This is a genomic window from Mucilaginibacter pankratovii (assembly GCF_014773265.1).
Taxonomy (GTDB): Bacteria; Bacteroidota; Bacteroidia; order Sphingobacteriales; family Sphingobacteriaceae; genus Mucilaginibacter; species Mucilaginibacter pankratovii.
In genome coordinates, this window is record NZ_JACWMY010000010.1 from 98,903 (window position 1) to 118,128 (window position 19,226).

The 19,226-nt window shown below is 46.1% G+C and carries 19 protein-coding genes; 15 read left to right on the forward strand and 4 right to left on the reverse strand.

Going from position 1 to position 19,226, the window contains the following annotated elements; genetic code table 11:
• Nucleotides 1-26 precede the first annotated feature (26 nt).
• The 3 genes from IDJ77_RS18945 to IDJ77_RS18955 all read left to right on the forward strand — a co-directional run bounded on the left by IDJ77_RS18945 (nt 27) and on the right by IDJ77_RS18955 (nt 3,914).
• Nucleotides 27-422 carry a DUF4296 domain-containing protein gene (locus IDJ77_RS18945; protein WP_191190558.1) on the forward strand — a complete coding sequence of 132 codons (396 nt, stop codon included), beginning with the start codon at nt 27-29 and terminating at the stop codon, nt 420-422.
• Nucleotides 403-2,766, forward strand: coding sequence for an endonuclease MutS2 (locus IDJ77_RS18950; RefSeq protein ID WP_191190559.1), 2,364 nt, complete (start codon nt 403-405; stop codon nt 2,764-2,766). The genes IDJ77_RS18945 and IDJ77_RS18950 overlap by 20 nt, the downstream gene beginning before the upstream one ends.
• Nucleotides 2,767-2,831: 65 nt before the next feature.
• On the forward strand, nt 2,832-3,914 hold the full coding sequence (locus tag IDJ77_RS18955; protein WP_224751164.1) for an SGNH/GDSL hydrolase family protein: 1,083 nt from the start codon (nt 2,832-2,834) through the stop codon (nt 3,912-3,914).
• A 16-nt stretch (nt 3,915-3,930) separates the two neighbouring features.
• Here the strand turns inward: IDJ77_RS18955 and IDJ77_RS18960 are convergent, their stop codons facing one another.
• A complete protein-coding gene (locus IDJ77_RS18960; protein WP_191190561.1) occupies nt 3,931-4,458 on the reverse strand; it encodes a hypothetical protein in 528 nt (175 codons plus the stop codon).
• A 239-nt stretch (nt 4,459-4,697) separates the two neighbouring features.
• On the opposite strand from IDJ77_RS18960, the gene IDJ77_RS18965 reads away from it, so the two are divergent.
• The 5 genes from IDJ77_RS18965 (at nt 4,698) to IDJ77_RS18985 (ending at nt 9,244) form a co-directional block, all read left to right on the forward strand.
• Nucleotides 4,698-5,399: a CoA transferase subunit A gene (locus tag IDJ77_RS18965; protein WP_191190562.1), complete on the forward strand. Its 702-nt coding sequence runs from the start codon at nt 4,698-4,700 to the stop codon at nt 5,397-5,399.
• A gap of 155 nt (nt 5,400-5,554) precedes the next feature.
• A complete protein-coding gene (locus IDJ77_RS18970; protein WP_191190563.1) occupies nt 5,555-6,211 on the forward strand; it encodes a 3-oxoacid CoA-transferase subunit B in 657 nt (218 codons plus the stop codon).
• 110 nt (nt 6,212-6,321) lie between these two features.
• A complete protein-coding gene (gene rpe, locus IDJ77_RS18975; protein ID WP_191190564.1) occupies nt 6,322-6,978 on the forward strand; it encodes a ribulose-phosphate 3-epimerase in 657 nt (218 codons plus the stop codon).
• Between the two features lie 150 nt (nt 6,979-7,128).
• On the forward strand, nt 7,129-8,196 hold the full coding sequence (gene serC, locus IDJ77_RS18980; protein WP_191190565.1) for a 3-phosphoserine/phosphohydroxythreonine transaminase: 1,068 nt from the start codon (nt 7,129-7,131) through the stop codon (nt 8,194-8,196).
• A 94-nt stretch (nt 8,197-8,290) separates the two neighbouring features.
• Entirely contained in the window at nt 8,291-9,244 is a 954-nt protein-coding gene (locus tag IDJ77_RS18985; protein ID WP_191190566.1) for a D-2-hydroxyacid dehydrogenase, read from the forward strand.
• Nucleotides 9,245-9,361: 117 nt separating this feature from the next.
• On the opposite strand, the gene IDJ77_RS18990 is transcribed toward IDJ77_RS18985, so the two are convergent.
• Nucleotides 9,362-10,618, reverse strand: a complete 1,257-nt coding sequence (locus IDJ77_RS18990; protein ID WP_191190567.1) for a TraB/GumN family protein — start codon at nt 10,616-10,618, stop codon at nt 9,362-9,364.
• A gap of 93 nt (nt 10,619-10,711) precedes the next feature.
• On the opposite strand from IDJ77_RS18990, the gene IDJ77_RS18995 reads away from it, so the two are divergent.
• The 7 genes from IDJ77_RS18995 to IDJ77_RS19025 all read left to right on the forward strand — a co-directional run bounded on the left by IDJ77_RS18995 (nt 10,712) and on the right by IDJ77_RS19025 (nt 16,751).
• Nucleotides 10,712-11,245 carry a DinB family protein gene (locus IDJ77_RS18995; protein WP_191190568.1) on the forward strand — a complete coding sequence of 178 codons (534 nt, stop codon included), beginning with the start codon at nt 10,712-10,714 and terminating at the stop codon, nt 11,243-11,245.
• A gap of 244 nt (nt 11,246-11,489) precedes the next feature.
• Nucleotides 11,490-13,415 (forward strand): threonine--tRNA ligase, encoded by a 1,926-nt coding sequence (gene thrS, locus IDJ77_RS19000; RefSeq protein ID WP_191190569.1) that lies wholly within the window; start codon nt 11,490-11,492, stop codon nt 13,413-13,415.
• Between the two features lies 1 nt (nt 13,416).
• The gene (gene infC, locus IDJ77_RS19005) at nt 13,417-13,983 is read left to right on the forward strand and encodes a translation initiation factor IF-3 (RefSeq protein WP_191190570.1); all 567 of its coding nucleotides are present in this window, start codon (nt 13,417-13,419) and stop codon (nt 13,981-13,983) included.
• Nucleotides 13,984-14,081: 98 nt separating this feature from the next.
• A complete protein-coding gene (gene rpmI / locus IDJ77_RS19010) occupies nt 14,082-14,282 on the forward strand; it encodes a 50S ribosomal protein L35 (protein WP_191190571.1) in 201 nt (66 codons plus the stop codon).
• A 76-nt stretch (nt 14,283-14,358) separates the two neighbouring features.
• The gene (gene rplT / locus IDJ77_RS19015; RefSeq protein ID WP_191190572.1) at nt 14,359-14,703 is read left to right on the forward strand and encodes a 50S ribosomal protein L20; all 345 of its coding nucleotides are present in this window, start codon (nt 14,359-14,361) and stop codon (nt 14,701-14,703) included.
• Nucleotides 14,704-14,821: 118 nt separating this feature from the next.
• Nucleotides 14,822-15,325, forward strand: coding sequence for a hypothetical protein (locus IDJ77_RS19020; RefSeq protein ID WP_191190573.1), 504 nt, complete (start codon nt 14,822-14,824; stop codon nt 15,323-15,325).
• Between the two features lie 382 nt (nt 15,326-15,707).
• Nucleotides 15,708-16,751, forward strand: coding sequence for a cellulase family glycosylhydrolase (locus tag IDJ77_RS19025; protein WP_191190574.1), 1,044 nt, complete (start codon nt 15,708-15,710; stop codon nt 16,749-16,751).
• 205 nt (nt 16,752-16,956) lie between these two features.
• On the opposite strand, the gene IDJ77_RS19030 is transcribed toward IDJ77_RS19025, so the two are convergent.
• Nucleotides 16,957-17,850, reverse strand: coding sequence for an SRPBCC family protein (locus IDJ77_RS19030; protein ID WP_191190575.1), 894 nt, complete (start codon nt 17,848-17,850; stop codon nt 16,957-16,959).
• Between the two features lie 70 nt (nt 17,851-17,920).
• Nucleotides 17,921-19,204, reverse strand: a complete 1,284-nt coding sequence (locus IDJ77_RS19035; RefSeq protein WP_191190576.1) for a serine hydrolase — start codon at nt 19,202-19,204, stop codon at nt 17,921-17,923.
• Between the last annotated feature and the right edge of the window lie 22 nt (nt 19,205-19,226).

Here is a 19,226-nt window from a genome sequence, read left to right on the forward strand (position 1 = left end):
TTTTATAAACGCCGCTAAATTACAGAATGCATAAATATATCATCTTGTTTTTTTCAGTATTGGTATTTTTAACCGCCTGTGGCGGTAAGGATGCGCCTGAAGGAATAATTGAACAACCCCAAATGGCAGGCCTGCTTACCGATATACACCTTACCGATGGTACCCTGTATAATGTGCCCCAGATACCTGATAGCCTTTACAAATACGGCTCGGCGCGTTACGCCGAGGTTTTTAAACGCTACCATACCAACAACAAGCAGTTTACAGCCAGCCTTAAATATTACACTACCCAACCCCTTAAATTGGTAGAGATATACGATCAGGTATCAAAGAATATCAAGGGGAAAACTGATTCGTTAGTCAAGATCGGTAGTAAACCAACTAACCCTCCAAATATAAAAAATGCTGTACCCCTTAAATAGCGCCGATAAGCTGGGTTTTACCGAAATTAAAGAACTGATAAAGGCGCATTGCCTGAGTGTTATGGGCCAGCAAATGGTTGATAAGATACAGGTAATGAGTAATTACGACCTGATAGCCAAGTTCCTGAACCAGGCCCATGAATTTAAGAACATCCTCCAAAACGACGATGCGCTGCCCATTAACCATTTTTATGATATTAAAACGCTGGCCAACAAGGCGAGGATAGAGGGCGCTTTCCTGTCGGAAGAGGAATTTTTCCAGGTGCAGGCCTCTCTTACTACCGTATTCGCGGTTATCGCTTACTTTAACGAGCGTAAGGATGTTTACCCCAACCTGGAAGCGCTTTTTGAGCACCTGCCGATAGAGAAGGCGATCCTGAAAAAGATAGATATGGTGATAGACCCGAAAGGGAAAATTCGCCACAACGCCTCGCGCGAGCTGATGGAGATTACCAGCGGCATTGCCAAAGCCGAGCAGGAAGCGCGTAAAAAGATAGACCAGATATTTAAAGCCGCTACCGCCAGTAACTGGACGGCCGATGGGTCGCTCACCGTGCGCGATGGCAGGCTTTGTATCCCGCTTTTAGCCGAGAATAAACGCAAGGTGAAAGGTTTTATTCATGATGAATCCGCCTCCGGGCAAACGGTTTATTTGGAACCGGAAGAGGTATTCTCGCTGAACAACCGCATCCGCGACCTGGAGTTTGACCGCCGCCGCGAGATCATTAAAATATTAACCGCGCTCACCGACGAGTTGCGCCCGTATGTGCCTTTGCTGTTATCGTACCACGGTTTGCTTACCAAGCTTGATTTTGTGCGCGCCAAGGCTCTTTTTGCCATAGATATTGAGGCTGAAATGCCCAAGGTAGTGAACGAGGGCCGCTTTACTTTTTACAATGCGCGCCATCCGCTGTTATATCTCAACTTTAAAAAAGAGAAGAAAACGGTGGTGCCACTAAATGTATCGATAGATGAGGGTACGCGTATCATCGTGGTTTCGGGGCCCAACGCGGGCGGTAAATCTGTTTGTATGAAGACCGTTGGATTACTGCAGATGATGGTACAGGCCGGGTTATTGATACCCGCAAGTGCCGATAGTGTGGCGGGCGTGTTTAAACAGCTATTTGTGGATATCGGAGATGACCAATCCATCGAAAGTGACTTAAGTACCTACAGTGCGCATCTATCCAAAATGAAATACTTTGTAGAGGGTGCCAACGGCAAAACACTGATACTGATTGACGAATTTGGCACGGGCACCGACCCACAATTTGGTGGACCCATAGCCGAGGCTGTACTTGAGGCACTGAATCATAAGAAAGTACGGGGCATGGTCACCACGCACTACTCCAACCTTAAAATTTTTGCCAGCCATACCGAGGGGATAGAGAACGCGTCGATGCTTTTTAACAATACCGCCATGCAGCCGCTTTATATGCTGGAAGTGGGTAAACCGGGCAGCTCGTACGCGTTTGAGATAGCGCAAAAGATAGGTTTGCCACAAAATGTATTGAACCTGGCACGCAACAAGGTAAGCGCCGGGCAAAAAAAGGTGGATAGCTTATTGGTTGACCTGGAGCGGGAGAAGAAAGAGATCTTCGATACCAAACAAAAGCTGGATAAACAGCAGCGCCATGTAAACCTGCTGCTGAAAGAGAACGAAGAGCTGAAAAGCTTTTTGGATGAGAACCGCAAGACGTTGTTAAAGGAAGCTAAGCAGGAAGCTAAGGACATTATCCTGAACGCAAACAAGCTGGTAGAGAACACCATTGCCGAAATAAAAAGCAGTAACGCCGATAAGGAAGTGACCAAAACCCTGCGCGACAACCTTACGGCGGAAGTTAAAAAGAACACAGTTAAAGCAGAGGTGCCAAAAGCAGCTGCCAATACTGATGAAGAAATAAAAGTAGGCGATTGGGTAAAACTGATTGACGGCGACACCACTGGGCAAGTACTGGAGTTGATAAAAGATAACGTGGTAATTGCTATGGGCGAATTACGCACGGTGGTGAAACGCAAGCGCGTGGAGAAAGTGGCCAAATCAACCGTGCCGAAGGAGATTCGCCGCAGTAATATTGGGCATACCGAAGATATAGCGAGTTTTAGTCCGGAGATTGATGTGCGGGGTATGCGTACCGAGGATGCTTTGTTCGCGATAGAGAAATTGTTTGACAGGGCCCTGATGATGGGCTTTGCAACCCTGAAAATATTGCATGGCAAAGGCGATGGTATCCTTCGGAAAATGATCCGCCAGTATTTGAAAAAATACGAGCAGGTAGATAGGATGGAGGATGAACATGCCGATAGGGGCGGAGCAGGGATAACATACGTGTATTTTAAATAAAGGGACACGAATTTCACGAATTAAAAGATAAACAACGTAGATACTGATCTCAGGAAATTAGAATGATGAAAAGACTAAAAATCTTCCGCTTAATTGTTTTAATAAGCGCATGCTTTTCGATTAGTTGCTCGGCGCAAACGGTAGTGCCTTACACCGACCCTAATATCCACTACATGGGGCGTATCGGGACGAAGGACGATGCTGCGGAACTCACCTGGACGGCTTCATCCGCTATTATAAATTTCGATGGTACCAGCGCAAAAGCCACCTTGCAGGATGATACCGGTTTTGATTTTGTTACGGTGGTTGTTGATGGCAAAGTAGTGAACACCATCCAGGTGAAAAACTACAAAAAGGAATATGTGCTGGTGACTGGCCTGCCAAAAAGCCCGCATAAACTGGAACTGTTTAAACGTACCGAATACGAAATGGGGCGCCTGTTGTTCTACAAATTTACGTTGGATGCCGATGCCAAAGTGTTGCCCCCGCCCGTATACAAACATCGGATAGAATTTTATGGCAACTCTATCACTTGCGGCTACGCGATAGAGGACTTAGAAGGGAAAGATAGAGGTTCCTATGAGTTTGAAAACGGCTATAAAAGCTATGCCAACTTAACCGCCCGCCATTTTAATGCTGATTATTACTGCATTGCCAAAAGCGGGATAGGGGTTACGGTAAGCTGGTTCCCATACGTAATGCCCGAGATCTATGATCGCACTTATGCGATGGATCCTACCCAGCTTTGGGATTTTAAAAAGTATACGCCGGAGGTTGTGGTAGTTAACCTATTTCAAAACGATGCCTGGATAGTACTGCAGCCCGATAACCCAAACTTTAAAGCCCGTTTTGGTAACACGCCGCCGACACCGGAATTTATAGTTAATGCTTATCAAAAGTTTATTGGCAACATACGCAGCAAATACCCCAATGCAAAGATCATCTGTGCCTTAGGCGCTATGGACGCCACTAAAAAAGGTTCGCCATGGCCGGGATATATCGAAAAAGCTGTAGACAATATGCGCGACAAAGGAATTTATACACACTTCTTCCCCTACAAAGAGACCGGCGGACACCCCAGTGAAAAAGAACACAAAGTAATGGCCGCCGATCTGATTAAATTTATCGAGAAGAAAATGAAGTGGTAATAACCACTATCAATTATTACTCTCCAACCTTTTGCTGATCCGGCACCTCATTTGGCCCGGGTATATTTTCATCGGCTCCATCGGTAGTACCTTCCTGGTAAGTTTTATTCTGTTCGTTTTTATTATCAGCTGCATCGGCCACGTCCGGGTCTTCCCGTACAAGACCGGTATTTTCTGTGTCCGATTGACCGGTCTTCGCCGCATCCGCCGCCAGGGTATAATTTGGTTGGCCTAAATGGTTAGGGTCTTTAAAATTCGAATTTTCGGGGTGCTCGTCTGATGGCTCGGTACGGGCGAAGTAGCCGTTGGTGTTACCCGCCAGCTGCGATGGATTGTTTTTATCGTCGCCTGATGGGGTGTTGCTATTTTCCCCGAACCGCTGGCCGCCCGCCGGTGAACCCTCTAATCCGGATTCATTGCCCTTTTTTTCTTCATCACCGCTACCAAACAGGAAGGTACGGCGCAGATCTTTTTCTTCGAGGTTATCGTCGTCTTTTACTTCGTAGGCGTTTGGTTGGGTATTTTGATTTTCGTTGAGTTGCATGATGTTATTTTAGTTAATAGTTCATAGATGATAGTTCATAGTAAAACAAGATGTATGCCAAGAGGGGTTCATAGGTCATAGCTGATGGTTCATGGTAAAAAATGTTTGGTTTATGGCGCATAAGGATGTTTTTAAATACAGGTTGCGACAACACGTTTTACTATGAACCATGAACTATCGTCTATGAACCAACATCTATGAACTAAATTATCTAATTTTGCCCCAACCAATTATTTACCATGAATAAAGTTGTGAGCGGCGCCGATGAGGCCATCCGCGATATTGAAGACGGCATGACACTCATGCTGGGGGGCTTCGGCATGTGTGGCCTGCCCGAAAAATGCATATTAGCTCTTGTGAAAAAAGGTGTGAAAGACCTCACCTGTATCTCCAACAATGCAGGTGTGGATGATTTTGGCATCGGCCTGCTCTTGCATCAGCGCCAGGTTAAAAAAATGATCTCCTCCTACGTTGGCGAGAATGCCATATTTGAGCAACAACTGCTTAGCGGCGAACTGGAAGTAGAACTCATCCCACAGGGAACATTAGCTACCCGCTGTATGGCAGCAGGCTACGGTATGCCCGCTATTTTCACCCCGGCGGGTATCGGTACCGAGGTAGCCATAGGCAAAGAAGTTAGAAACTTTAACGGCAAAGATTACCTGATGGAAATGGCGTTCGATGCTGATTTTGCCATTGTAAAAGCCTGGAAAGGGGATAGGATGGGTAACCTTGTGTACCGCTCCACCGCCCGTAATTTTAATCCGGTAATGGCAATGGCAGGCAGGATCACCATTGCCGAAGTGGAAGAACTGGTAGAGCCCGGCGAACTGGACCCGGATAACGTTCATACGCCGGGAATCTACGTGCATAGGATTTTTCAGGGTAATGATTACGAAAAGCGCATAGAACAACGGACGGTTAGGAAACGAGATTTATAACAAACTTGTCATTGCGAGCGAAGCGCGGCAACCTCATAGGACATTCGAATATGCAAAGTTCATCTGCAGGGCCTGAATGTCCTATGAGATTGCCACGTCGCTCCAATCGCACAGCCCCGCGCTGCTCCTCGCAATGACAAAAAAGAAAGAACATCATGCTTGATAAAACAGGAATAGCGAAACGCATCGCGAAAGAAATAAAGGACGGTTACTATGTAAACCTGGGTATCGGCATACCTACGCTGGTAGCCAATTATATCCCCGAAAATATAGACGTAGTACTACAATCAGAGAACGGCTTGCTGGGTATGGGGCCGTTCCCCTTTGAGGGCGAGGAGGACCCCGATGTAATTAACGCAGGTAAACAAACCATCACCATGCTGCCCGGCTCGGCTGTATTCGACTCTGCGATGAGCTTTGGGATGATCCGCTCTAAAAAGGTAAACCTGACCATCCTGGGCGCTATGGAGGTATCCGAAAATGGCGACATAGCCAACTGGAAGATCCCCGGCAAAATGGTAAAAGGCATGGGCGGCGCAATGGACTTGGTGGCATCTGCCGAGAATATCATTGTTGCCATGCAGCATGTAAACAAGGCCGGCGAGTCAAAACTACTCCCCAATTGCACCTTGCCCTTAACCGGCGTAAACTGCGTTAAAAAAATAGTGACCGAACTGGCCGTACTGGATGTTTTACCCGACGGCGGTTTTAGGTTATTGGAGCGTGCCCCGGGCGTAAGTGTGGAAGAAATAATAAAAGCCACCGCTGGGAAATTGGTGATTGACGGAGAGATCCCGGAGATGGTGGTATAGTCATTGAATGCGTTATGTTGAACTTGTTGCTACACCGTGGCTTTTGCAACCGTTTCAACTTTACAACCCGCTAACATTACAACTGCAAAATTCCACTTATCTTTGCTGCCATGAACCACCTGATAGCGCCTTCCATATTAGCTGCCGATTTTGCAAACATGCAGCGCGATGTTGAAATGATGAACAACAGCCAGGCCGACTGGATGCACTTTGATGTGATGGACGGCATGTTTGTGCCCAATATTTCTTTTGGTTTCCCGGTATTAAAGGCGGTAAAAAAGTACGCTACCAAGCCAATTGACGTGCACCTGATGATCGTTGATCCCGACCGTTACCTTAAAGCATTCGCCGAGGGTGGCGCATACAGTATTACTGTACATTACGAGGCATGCCCCCACCTGCACCGCACCGTGCAGGCTATTAAAGAACTTGGTTGCAAGGCTTCCGTTGCCATCAATCCGCATACGCCAGCCTTGTTACTAAAGGATATTATAGCCCAGCTGGATATGGTGCTGGTAATGTCGGTTAACCCGGGTTTCGGCGCTCAAAAGTTCATTCCCCATAGCTATACCAAAATAGCAGAGGTAAGGGAACTTGCCAAAAATGTTAATCCCGGTTTGCTGATAGAGGTAGACGGCGGGGTGGACGATACCAACGCAGCCCAGCTTTTGGCGGCAGGGGCAAACGTGTTAGTTGCCGGTAATTCGGTGTTCTCGGCACCAAACCCAACAGCAGCCATAACCGCGCTGAAGCAGGTTAGTCACTAAATACCTGTTGCTGCTGCCTATAGACTTGTCTTATGTCAACTATTTCTAAAAAATGTAAAAAAAGTCTATGAACTTTGTAGGATTTATTAACTTCGGCACTTCAAAATACAAAGTTGATAATCAAACATCAGCATAAAATAAACTCATAATATGAAACACAATTTCGGTGCCGGCCCCGGCATATTACCACACGAAGTGTTAAAGCAGGCTGCAGCAGCAGTAATTGATTTTAACGGTACAGGTTTGTCTTTGCTCGAAATTTCGCACCGATCGCCGGAATTTGAAGCGGTGTTAGACGAAGCTGTTAAACTGGTAAAAGAACTGTTTGAAGTTCCTGCGGGGTATTCGGTATTGTTTTTACAGGGCGGTGCCAGCACGCAATTTGCTTTGGCACCATACAACTTGCTGCCCGAAGGCGGTAAAGCTGCATACCTGGAAACAGGCGTTTGGGCCAACAAGGCATTAAAGGAAGCCAAGTTTTTTGGCGAGGTGCAGGTTGTTGCAACTTCAAAAGAAAGCAACTTTACTTACATCCCTAAGGATTATGAAATACCTGCCGATGCAGCATATTTCCACATCACATCAAACAACACCATTTATGGTACGCAGTTGAAGCAGTTTCCTAAATCGCCTATACCGGTTGTTTGCGATATGTCTTCGGATATTTTTAGCCGCAAAGTAAACGTTGCCGATTTTGGCGTGATATACGCCGGCGCGCAAAAAAACATGGGCCCTGCCGGTGTTACTTTGGTAATTGTAAAAGATGATCTGTTGGGCAAAACCGGCCGCAAAATTCCGGCTATGTTTAACTACCAGGTGCAGATAGAAGGTGGCTCGATGTACAATACCCCGCCATGCTTTGCTATTTACGTATCGATGTTAACGCTTAACTGGCTGAAAGCCAAAGGTGGTGTTGAAGCTATCGAAAAAGAGAACGATGCCAAAGCAAAAGTGCTTTACGAAGAAATAGACCGCAACCCATTCTTTAAGGCCGTTGCCGCAACGGAAGACCGCTCGCACATGAACGTTTGCTTTGTTGCCGCTAACCCCGAGCACGAAAAACCTTTCCTGAAGCTTTGCGACGAAAAAGGTATTGTAGGCTTAAAAGGCCACAGAAGCGTAGGCGGTTTCCGCGCATCTATTTACAACGCATTGCCTATCACCAGCGTTTACGTGCTGATAGACGCCATGCAAGAGTTTGCTGAGAAGAATAAATAAAGATAGTTCACCAGTTCATTGGTTCAATAGTTCATTAGCATTAATGAGGCGAACCAATGAACTAATGAACAAATGAACCATTGAACCAAACAACATGATCAAAATATTAGCCAATGACGGCATCGACCCGATAGGCAAAAAAATGTTAGAAGACGCGGGCTTTTTTGTTGAAACCAACAATATCCCGCAGGATGAATTACCGGTACGCTTACAGGAGTTCGACGCGATAACCGTGCGCAGTGCAACCAAGGTGCGTAAAGCCCTTATCGACGCTGTTCCCGGACTTAAACTGATCGGTCGTGGTGGCGTAGGCGTTGATAACATCGACGTGGAATACGCAAAAGAAAAAGGCATCGGTGTTTACAATACCCCGGCATCTTCTTCTTTATCTGTTGCCGAGCTGGTATTTGCGCAGCTTTTTACCGGTGTGCGTTTCCTGCACGATAGCAACCGCAAAATGCCGGTTGATGGTGGCACAAAATTTAACGATCTGAAAAAGGCTTACGCCAAAGGTGTTGAGCTGCGTGGCAAAACACTGGGTATTGTAGGCTTTGGCCGTATCGGCAGAGAGGTAGCAAAAATCGCTATCGGCGTGGGTATGGATGTTATAGCCTATGATCTTTTCCCTTTCAACCCCGAAGTGGAGATCGTTTTAGGTACTGGCGGTACCAAAGTTAACGTAACTGTTAAAACAGCTACGCTTGATGAAATTATCAAAACAGCAGACTTTATTACCCTGCACACACCATTTATTGATAAAGCCTTAATTGGTGCCGAAGAACTGGCGCAAATGAAAAAAGGAGTTCAGTTGATCAACATCTCCCGTGGCGGCTTAATTGACGAGCTGGCATTGATCGAAGCGCTGAACAACGGCCAGGTATCATACGCGGCATTAGACGTGTTTGATAACGAACCAACCCCACGTGCAGAGATCCTGGCTCATCCAAAAATTTCGCTTACTCCGCACATCGGTGCGGCTACCAACGAAGCGCAGGAGCGTATTGGCGTGGAGCTGGCAAGCTTAATTATCGCGCATTTTAAAGGATAATTCTTTTCTTAAATATATTGAAACGGCCTTTGACGAAAAGTCAAAGGCCGTTTTGTTTTACCAGGGGCGGTGTTATCATTAATAACCAATACTTTGGTTCCCCTTCAGGTCAGGGGGTTACGGCTTATCCATTCCGCCCATAAAAGGCTCGGTGGCGGGGGAGTCGTTTATCAGTATCAGCAACTGGTACATCTCATTGATATTAGCGTATTGGTCTTTGCCCATCAGGAAGCTTTTGTCGCCTTTAAATGGATTGCCTTTGGCACTAAGGTTAAACAATACGCCTTTAGCCGTTTTATGATAAGCTTCCAGCAGGTCTCCGTCGCTTACGCTTTGGATGCAATAGTCCGACAGGTTCTCCGCCTGCCTGTAAATATTCCCGGTTTTAATGGTATCGCGGTTAGGCTTGGGCGACATGGCATACCCGCCGTTGTATACCATCAATGCCGAACACAGGCCTTTTACCGCGGCCGATCTTTTTAGCAGGGCTGCAAAGCGCAGGTCCTTTGGCTGGTCGGTTTGTTTGATGTGGAAGCCGCCAAAAAGCCCCATAAGCTTTTGGTTTTGCAGTTTATAGCGCTGCTTGTAAATATTAAAGTTTTCCAGCATTACACTGTCGCGCCGCGTATCGCTGTTGCCTTTCAGGGCGATGCTGAGCCGCTCGTAAGTGTTCCGCAGTAAGAAAGTAGCATCAAAGTATAGTTTACCAAGGGCTTTCTTATACAGGGCGGAGTCGGCTTTATAGGCAGGGTAGAGCTTTATAATTTCGTTTGCGATATCTTTTCCAACTCCTTTTTCAGCGTCAATTTTATTAATGGCTACTCCAACTGGTGTATTGGCATTATCGCCGGTAAAAATGTTTTGCTGTAGGTATTTTATGGCCTTGCGGTGCCCAAATTCTATATCCACGGGCAAAATCATGATGCTTTTCTCGGCAGGCAGCGATCGGTTCAAAGCGTACAGTTTCCGGTAAAACTCATGCACGCTTTTATTGTAGTAGTAGGTGCCGGCGTAGCCTGCGAACACCGCTTCGTATTTACTTTCGTCGCCTGTTTGCAGGTAATTGTTAAGCATCAGGCCGTCGATGTAGCCAAGCTCTACCAGTAGGTACCTGATGCCGGCAGTTTTTTGCAGGTAAGCCACCAGGTTGAACTGGATATCGTAGGAGTATTTTATGCCGTGCCCTTCGCCGATGAGGAAGAGCTGGTTTTTTAAAACCTCGGGAGTGAACACGCGTTTTATATTTGCGAAACCCTCGCCATCCCATGTTGCATAATTTTTGGCAAGGTAATCGGTTTTGCCGTTATTTGTTTGTGCAAATGAGGTAGTTAAGGCGGATAAAAGAAAGATAAAAAGAATAAACCTGGCTTTCATTTCGTTATGATTGTTTGCCGGCAAGACGATACTTACAGCCCAAACGTTGCAAGCGGCTTTTGTTTTTACACGTGCTTTATACACATTAAACCAATGAGGATCATCCAGCCACCCAAACCGGGCGATTACCCGCCGTATGCCGATATGTACATGAAGCTGATACCAACCGATGGGATGGTGCTGAAGTATCTGCAAAACAACTTCTACCGCATGAAGGAACTGATCTATTCGCTGCCCGAAAGTACGCTATACCATCGCTATGCTCCCGGCAAATGGAGCATCAAAGAAACGCTGGTGCATATTATAGATGATGAACGCATCTTTGCTTACCGCGCCCTGCGCTTCGCCCGTAATGAGCAGCAGAACCTGATAGGTTTCGACCAGGACAGTTACGCCAAATACTCCGGCGCCGATAAACGCGATCTCGATAATATTTTTGAGGAATACGAGGCGGTTCGCCTGGCTACCGTCGCCTTGTTTAACGGCCTGCCCGAGGAAGCTTTCGACCGGATGGGGCATGGTACCGGCACCTTTAACGATGCCACCGTACGCGCCTTAGCCTACCACATAGCCGGCCACGAAATGCATCATTACTTTTTAATAAAGAACAAGTATTTGAGGATGTAGGGCGAACAACGTGTTTCTCCACTGCGTCATTGCGAGGAACGAAGCAATCTCTACGCCTTGCATTACCGCTCTGCATATCGGGAGATTGCTTCGTGCAATGACGTGATGTTCAGCGCTGTTCAGCAAATCCACAATTTTACTTCCTACCTATAAATAAAATCCTATTTTTGCGCTAAATGTAAATCACGTTAGTATGTGATTTTTATCGTCCATTATTTTATTAACTTTTAAATCATAGTTGTAGATGATTAGTATTACACTTCCTGATGGTTCCGTTCGTCAGTACGACAAAGGAATCACTGCTATGCAGATAGCGTTGTCTATCTCCGAAGGTTTGGCACGTAACGTATTAGCCGCCGAAGTAAACGGCGAGGTATGGGATGCCAGCCGCCCAATTGATGAAGATTCATCCGTAAAATTATTAACCTGGAACGATCCTAAAGGTAAATCAACCTATTGGCACTCCTCAGCGCACTTGCTGGCAGAAGCTTTGGAGGCATTGTATCCGGGTACCAAATTCGGTATCGGTCCTGCTATCGAAACCGGTTTTTATTACGATGTGGATTTTGGCGACGAGACCCTCTCATCCGACGATTTTAAAAAGATCGAGGATAAGATGATCGAACTGGCTAAGGCCAAAAACGAATACATCCGCAAACCGGTGAGCAAAGCCGATGCAATTGAATATTTTACAGAGAAAGGCGACGAGTACAAACTCGACCTGATCAAAGACCTGCCCGATGGCAGCATAACTTTTTACACACAAGGTAACTTTACCGATCTGTGTCGCGGGCCGCATATACCTAACACAGGCTTTGTAAAGGCGGCCAAGCTAATGAGCCTTGCCGGTGCCTACTGGCGCGGCGATGAGAGCCGTAAGCAGCTTACACGTATCTACGGGGTTACTTTCCCTAAAGCAAGTGAGCTTACTGAATACCTGCACCTGATCGAAGAAGCCAAAAAACGCGATCACCGTAAATTGGGCAAGGAACTGGAACTGTTTGCTTTTAGCGAAAAAGTGGGCATGGGTTTACCGTTATGGTTACCAAAAGGCACCGCCCTGCGCGAACGCCTGCAAAACTTTTTGCAGAAAGCCCAGGTAAAAGCCGGTTACGAGCAGGTGATGACCCCGCACATCGGGCATAAAAACTTGTATGTAACTTCGGGCCACTACGAAAAATACGGCGCGGATTCTTTCCAGCCGATCCGTACCCCGCAGGAAGGGGAGGAGTTCTTCCTGAAACCGATGAACTGCCCGCACCACTGCGAGATCTATAAAACAAAACCACGGTCGTATAAGGACCTGCCAGTTCGTTTGGCGGAGTTTGGTACCGTATACCGTTACGAGCAAAGCGGTGAGCTGCACGGCTTAACCCGCGTACGTGGCTTTACACAGGATGATGCCCACTTGTTTTGCCGCCCCGACCAGGTGAAGGAGGAGTTTAAAAAGGTTATCGACCTGGTGCTGTACGTATTTGGCGCCCTTGGCTTCGAAAACTACACCGCACAGGTTTCCCTGCGCGATCCGGAGAACAAAACCAAATACATCGGTACCGATGAGAACTGGGCATTAGCCGAGTCTTCCATCATCGAAGCTGCGGCTGAGAAAGGCTTAACTACCGTTGTTGAACTGGGCGAGGCCGCTTTCTACGGTCCCAAGCTCGATTTTATGGTGAAGGATGCCCTCGGCCGTAAATGGCAATTGGGTACCATCCAGGTAGATTACAACCTGCCCGAGCGTTTCGAGCTGGAATACACCGGTAGCGATAATCAAAAGCACCGCCCGGTGATGATCCACCGTGCGCCGTTTGGTTCGATGGAACGTTTTATTGCCGTACTGATAGAGCATTGCGCGGGTAATTTCCCGCTGTGGTTATCACCAGAGCAGTTTATTATCCTCCCGATATCGGAAAAGTATGAAGATTATGCAAAAAAACTTTCAGATGAGTTAAAAGATTCCGATATTTGCGGGCTAATTGATTTCAGAGATGAAAAGATTGGTCGCAAAATACGCGACGCTGAAGTTAAAAAGATCCCATACATGCTTATAGTGGGCGAAAAAGAAGCAGCCGAAGGGCAGGTTTCGGTTCGTAAACATGGGCAGGGCGATTTGGGAAGCATGAGCATAGAAGAATTTAAACAACAAATAATTAAAGAAATAACAGTATAACTTGGCTTTAAACAAACCTTTCAACAGAGGACCAAGGCTCCCTTTTAAGAAAAAAGAAGCCGAACACAATATCAATCAGTTCATTAGGGCTCAGGAAGTGCGCCTTGTAGGTGACAACGTTGAGCAGGGTATATTCTCGTTAAGAGATGCTTTGGCGATAGCTCAGGAACAAGAACTCGACCTGGTTGAGATCTCCCCGAACGCTAACCCGCCGGTTTGTAAAGTAACAGACTATAACAAGTTTATTTACGAGCAAAAAAAGAAGCTTAAAGAGATAAAAAGCAACGCCAAGCAAACTGTAATTAAAGAGATCCGTTTCGGGCCTAATACTGATGACCATGATTTCGACTTTAAGTTGAAACATGCCACCAAGTTTTTAGAAGCCGGCGAAAAGGTGAGGGCATACGTGCACTTTAAAGGTCGTGCCATTGTTTACAAAGAGCAGGGCGAGATCTTGTTGTTGCGTTTTGCACAGGCTTTAGAAGAAGTGGGTAAGGTAGAGCAACTACCAAAGCTGGAAGGAAAGCGGATGTTTTTAACCGTAGCCCCGAAAGCGTTGAAAAAATAATAAATGTGCAGATTTCAGATGTGCAGATGTGCAAATGAAACTGATAAAAATAAAGCGTTGAGAAACGTGAATATCTAAAAACAAACAAATAGAGAGTTATGCCAAAAATGAAAACCAATTCCAGTGCAAAAAAGCGTTTTAAGCTTACTGGAACCGGTAAAATTTCCCGTAAAAACGCATACAAAAGCCACATCTTAACCAAGATGTCGACAAAACGTAAGCGTAACTTAGGTCACACCAGCTTAGTGTCTAATGCTGACTTAGGTAACGTAAAACGTATGCTTTGTATCGGAAAGTAATTACACAAATTTTTTAACCAGGTATTAGAGTACAAAAGCTTCCGAGAGGGACACTCACTACCAAAAACAACAACACATGCCACGTTCAGTTAACGCAGTCGCGTCGAGAAGACGCCGGAAAAGGATCATGATCCTCGCCAAGGGTTATTGGGGATCAAGAAGCAAGGTTTACACCGTTGCTAAAAACACAGTAGAAAAAGGTTTACAGTACGCATACCGTGACCGTAAAACCAAGAAAAGAGAATTCCGCGCTTTATGGATCCAGCGTATCAACGCCGGTGCCCGTCAGCACGGTATTTCTTACTCACAATTAATTGGCAAATTAGCCGCTAAACAAATCGGTTTAAACCGTAAAGTATTAGCCGATTTAGCTATGAATCATCCTGACGCTTTCAAAGCAGTTATTGATGCAGTGAAATAAGAAGTTAAATTCTTTGATATATAAAAACGGCCTTCGAGTAATCGGAAGCCGTTTTTTTTTGGGGATGATTGCAGAATGAGATGAATCTTTTCAAAATAAATAATAGTATATTAGCTGTATGGGTTCAACATACAGTCGCTTTATCACTAAGGAAATTTTAGAGGTTCCGCCTGAATTCCCTCATTTTAAAAAAGAGAATGTTATTACCATACCTATCAATGCGGACGGTGATGACGTAGCTGCCTTTTTAAAAGTATTCTCTGCCGGTGAAATTAAAATACCTCCGCATTTTTGTAGAACGGAAGAAGATGCAGCTCAATATAATGGCGGCGAAAAAGTCGAATGGCTAAACGGCGATCCTGAGATAATATTAGCAGAATTGAAAAAATTTGATCTTGTGACCAAGGAATTTATCCTCCTTTATACATCTGATTGGGCTGATATACCTGTCGATTGGTTTTCTGCGGCTTTTAAAAATGGTCACAGAGTTGAGGGAACTTACACCTCATCTGACGACGGAATATCCGGAAATGCATTGGCATACCTCGGTATTTCCAGTTACGACTTGAATGATTTCAGAGACTATTGGGACGCGGCTTCTCAATATGAAGAACAGCTTTAAACGCGGTTATTGAATGGGCGTTGCCTTCGGCCCGGGCTTTCCGTTGCAAATCCTCGCCAGGCCCGCGCACTGCCCACCACGGCTGCGGGTTTTCCACTGCAATCCCTAACGCAGATCGGTATAAATTAAAACATCTCCCGGTAAATAAAATAGGTAATTTGTAGTCCTCGCTATAGCAGTGCCCTGCTTGTGGTACATATGCAAGATAACTGACGTGCGTCGTATGCTATCAAAGTGTAATTGGCGGTCGCGCAAAGCCCAACTAAAGCGAAAATCCCCGCCACCAGCCCGGTCTGCCCCCTTTTTATTATGGTTTTGCCACTCACTACCAAGTAGTTATAACGCGACTTTTACAGCATTATAAACCAATAAACCATTTTTTATGAAAAAACAAACTTTGATCCTGTTTGCCTGTGCCATTATTTATTTGCTGGCCGGGTGTTCTAAAAATGACGGTGTTGCACCTACCGGCACTACGCCCGAAACGCCTGCCGCAGAAAGCGTGGCGGTTAACGCCGTTGGCGCGGCAGGTATAGCCGGCGTAAACTGGGCCGATGGGCGCGACAATTTTGTAGACGGCTGGGTGATCCCGTCGGGGCTTACCGCTGCAGACTCCTACACAACGGTTTCGGCGAAGGCTAATGCTGTACTCAGTGGTTTTCAAACCAATATCTCGGGCGTAAACACGGTAAGGTTGCCGATTAACCCGCCAAGTGTGCTGGAATCGTGGTGGGGAGCGTATACAGGCGCTATCGACAGGGCACTCAGCAAAAACATGAAGGTGATCATATGCTGCTGGGAAAGTGCTTCATCCAGGAATGGCATTATTGATAATACGACGCAGTTTTGGTCGATGTGGCAAACGGTGGTAAACAAGTATGGAAGCAACAACAATGTGTATTTTGAGGTATTTAACGAACCGCACGGTTATACACTGGCACAGCTTACTACCATATACGCCGAGTTTTTAACACGCTACCCAAGTGTGCCGAAAGGAAGGATCATCTTATCAGGCACAGGCTATTCGGAAAATGTTACCGGTGTGGGCGCCGATAGCCGTTTCACAAGCTGCCTGCTGGCCTTGCATAACTATGCCTTTTGGGCAACCCGGAACACTGCCGGCTGGGAATCTGATTGGCGCAGCAGGATGGGTAGCTATAAAAACCGCACGGTTGTTACAGAATACGGTGCTACCATGACAACTGGTAAGAATTACAACGGCTCGCAATCTGACAACGAGGTGGCTTACATCGTGGGCTCCTGCAACGTGTTCAGGAACGACGGTGTTGCCAGCGTTTACTGGCCCGGTTTGCGTGATGATGATACGTACAGCATCCAAAGACGCGGCGGCTCGGGCACCAGCATCACCATGACCACCACGAATGCTTCCGGGGTTTCGCGGATAAGATATGGATGGGGGTTATAAAGAATTTTTAAGCTAACAATAAAGGTCCTCCGAATTTCGAAGGACCTTTATTGTATACACCTCTGTCATTTCGAACGAGCGATAGCGAGGAGAAATCTTATACGACGTGAAAGGCGGATATGCATATTGGATTGCTTAGTCGCCGGCTGCGTGTAGAAGATTTCTCGTCGCTGCGCTTCCCTCGAAATGACAGCGGTGTTTATGTTTAATAATTATTCCCCTCCGCATTTGGCCATTGCCTTTGCCGCTCCAATTCGTCGCTTGCCCGGGTGTCAGTATTTTCAGCAACCGGCTGTTCCTCCTGTTGCGCTGCTTCCTGATAATTTGGCTCTTCTTCCTCAATAATAATACCTTCTATTACATAAGCCTCCGGCTCTTCAAAAGATGCGGCGTAAGGGGCACTACCGCCTTCAATATCCATATACTGCTTAAAATTACGCACATCATTATCCACCATGTTTTTAAATACCGGGTTTAGGATGTGCGCAATGCCGCCACCAAAGCCGCCTGCAGGCGGGCGATACGAGATAGTGATATCCACCAATGTCCCCTGGCCATCCGGGTTATCCTGGAAACGCACTTTGCCGGCATTATCTATCAGTGAATTGGGGAGCGAACTCCAGCCGATCATATAACCCGGGTCGTCGTGCACAATTTCGGCGTCCCAGCTAACTGCGGGTACGCCTAATGGTAGTTTTAACACCCAGTGCGAACGGGTATCGTCTATCAGTTCTACACTTTTAAGGTGTTTCATAAACAGGGGCAGGTTATCCAACTTGCGCCAGAAATTATAAACTTCTTCCCTTGGTTTATTGATGAAATACGAGGAACGGATGTTCACATTAACAGGCTCGGTAGAATTGCGGCCCATACCGGCGTATAACTGGCAATGCCCGGTTATTCCCCGACTAAGCAGGTAACCACCCGCGCCAATTTTAATAATGCTGGAAAACGGGCTTTTAAAAATGCCTTTTAAACCGGAAAGCGCCAGTTTAGTACCGCCCGCTATGGAGATTGTACGCTCGACTGCCGATAAATTTATGCTCTCGCCCTGGTTTTTTGCCGGGCCCTTATATCTGTTTATAGTTGCTGTTGTCATGTTAGGTAGATAGTTGTTTCCCTATTTAACAGCTACAATAGCGTGAAGTTTGCTTTTAATTAAATTAAATTCACTTTGTGTAAACAAATTTAAATTTTGATAAGTCGGGCAAATGCTTTTTGGGACGCGATAACTCATATTGCATAATCACCTGGCCCAGGTTTTTCATAAAGGGGAGGCATACGGTTTTGTATTCGTATTTATTATCGTTCAGGATACCGTCTTCGTTAGATTGCACTACGGCGCTCAGCATAAACTCTACCTTATTCTTAAAATCGACGATGTAAGCATTATCGATATCATAACCATAAGAATCGCCTATTTTGTTAAAGATGCGTACATCGGGGTTGATGGTTGCAAGGCTATCGCTGCCGTAGTATAAAAACTTACAGTAGGCGGGGTAAAATTCGGGGGTGGGGTAGCCGGGCTTGCTGCTTTCGGTAGGCAGCATGCTCATGTATTTGTAGATGAATTTATAATCATCCGGTGTAAGGTTGAAGCGTTGTGCTGCCGGGAATGTCTCGGGGAAGAGCAGTCGGCGTAAAACCATTTGCTGGTTAGCTATGGTATACACGTTTAAATTGGCAAAGCTAAATGGCTGCATAATGAGGCTGTCCTTACGATTGAGATAACCTTTGCCCTGTACCATGTTCTCCAGCGTCATGGGGTAATTCAATGTATCGCGCATTAATGGTTTGCTATAGAGCAATTTTTTACCATCATAAAAATTAACCGGGTTGGTATTGCGGGCACTTTCGCCGCCATCGCCCACAGCAAGCCGACCAATGATACGGGTGTTGTTCAGCTCATATTTCTTTAGCTTTTTGTTGATCTCCTCGCGACCAATAAATTCATACAGGCGGTTATAAGCATCGTTATCACTCACCAGCAGGATCTTTTTGATGTAATTGGTGATGGATGGCAGCCCGGTTATCGATGAAGTATCCGTCAGCACTTTGCTTTGGCCGAAGAAGGCACTGTCGGTAATCATATCGGCGCTCTTCAGTTTCTTAAGACCCAGCTCATTTATTTTCTCCAGCGCGAAAATGGATGTTGGCAGCTTTACCGTGCTTGCCGGGTAAAAGTAACGGTTGGCATTAAGCCGGTAACTGTAAGTGGTAAAGTGGGGTACGTTGTTTTTATCGCGGTCTATCTGTGTGTACAATATCTGCACCTCGTTTTGGGTAGGGTGGTTTAATATCCCGCTGAATAGTTCGGGATGATCCGTCAGGATCTTTTTTAAAAATACGGTATCGGTTTGCTGTGCCGAGGCGATACCGCCCGCGAGGGACAGGAGACACAACAATAAAAATTTTGCAGATGTGATGCGTTGCAGCGTGTTTTTACAAGTCATATAACAGCTTATGCCAATTTTT